The organism is Methylobacterium sp. WL12 (assembly GCF_008039475.1).
Taxonomy (GTDB): Bacteria; Pseudomonadota; Alphaproteobacteria; order Rhizobiales; family Beijerinckiaceae; genus Methylobacterium; species Methylobacterium cerastii.
The window spans coordinates 1-1,494 of sequence record NZ_VRUW01000205.1 but is presented as its reverse complement, the minus strand read 5'-3'; the positions used below and the strand labels follow the sequence as shown (position 1 = coordinate 1,494).

Sequence of the window (1,494 nt, the reverse complement as noted above, 5' to 3'; positions counted from 1 at the left end):
GCCCCGCCCCGTGGAGGCCGCCTTAACCGCCCCGCGCCATCCTTCGCACGAGTCGCGTCGCGTATCGGCTCACGCTGGTGAGATCCGGGGTTCCCCCGCCCCGTGAGCAGATCGGGGCGGGGCCGAACCGTGGGCGTGCCCCCGAAATGGGAACGCGGCCTGCAACGGTGGGTCGGCCCTAATCCTGTGCCTGAGGGCTCGCCTCGATCCGCCGTGGCTCTCGATGCCGTGGCGGACAGGCGGGTCGGTCGCGTCCGGCCGAATGGGAGCGGGCGCGCGAGCGAAGGGCGGCCGCGGCCGGCGAAGCGCACGACATCCCTTGCTGTCGCGCTCCGTTCGCGGTACGCACCATCGGCGTCGCCGACGGGCTCGACGGATGAATCGTTCAGCCGAAGTACACGTCGTATCAACGGCTTGGGCCTGTAGCTCAATGGTTAGAGCCGACCGCTCATAACGGTCTGGTTGCAGGTTCGAGTCCTGCCGGGCCCACCAATGTTTTCAACGACTTAGCCCTTAGGGGTGATAAGCCTTCGGTGAAGCGGCAACGGTTACGGCAATGAATGTGTTCTCTTCGCGTTCCGGTTCTGGCCAATGCGGATCGCGGCATTGCGCAGAAAATCTGGGTGGTGATGCCCGTAGGTGTCCTTCAGGACCTGCTCAGACATCCCAAGGTAGCCTGAAGCCTCCCAGAGCCCGACTCCTTGCTGCATGAGCCACGTCGCGGCCGTATGGCGTAGAGTGTGAGGGACGATTTTTTTTTCGATGCCCGAGAGCTCCACGGCGCGTTTCCATCCCACCTTAATCGATTGCACCGGCAGGCCTTGCCACTCTACAGCGTGCTGCGCGATGACACCCTTGTCACGCCATCGCCGTAGGTGAGCTAGGAGCCTCGGCGGGATCGGCGCCGGAGGCTGACGCTTGTTCGTCGCTGTTGCACCTTCAGCAAGCCGATAAAAAATGCCATTATCGAGATCAAGAAAGCTACGGTTCGGCCCTGCGAAAATAGAAGCCGTAAAAATGGTCCCGGATCTTGACCCAGTGTAGACACCCAGCAAAATAAATCGGGCGATATGGCGTAGGTCGTGCCATCCGGATTCAATGACCGCCCCTGAAGAACGTCCCCTCGGGAGTCGAACAGCGCGGCCGTGACGCCAGCACGCCCAAACGAGCCGGGCGACTTCATCTCGCGTTAGCCATTCCGCACGAGCGTGTCCCTTGGCGGGCAGTTCCACTTCCACGTAGCCCTTGTGCAATCCGCGCTTGGCATGGTGGTTGATGGCTGCACGAAGATCTTCAAGATCGCGCCGTGATCCGCCGCGCTTTCCTTTCGCCGTGTAGTCTCGACAGGTGCCGGGACTGACGTCTGACAAACTTTTGGTACCCCACCAATCTAGCAGCCGGCCGATTCGTGAAGCGACCTTCGCAGGCCGCGCCTGCTTCGGCACAACTTCATCCAGGTAGACGGAAAGAACGTCTGCTACCGGGACTTGGGAG

General features: G+C 62.0%; 1 protein-coding gene and 1 tRNA gene. One reads left to right on the top strand and one right to left on the bottom strand.

The features are described 5' to 3' along the window. Positions 1-416 precede the first annotated feature (416 nt). Positions 417-492: transfer RNA gene (locus tag FV226_RS27500), tRNA-Ile, on the top strand. Between the two features lie 56 nt (positions 493-548). On the opposite strand, the gene FV226_RS27495 is transcribed toward FV226_RS27500, so the two are convergent. After that, positions 549-1,494 (bottom strand): site-specific integrase (locus FV226_RS27495; protein WP_147765402.1); only part of this gene is annotated, 946 nt, incomplete at its 5' end.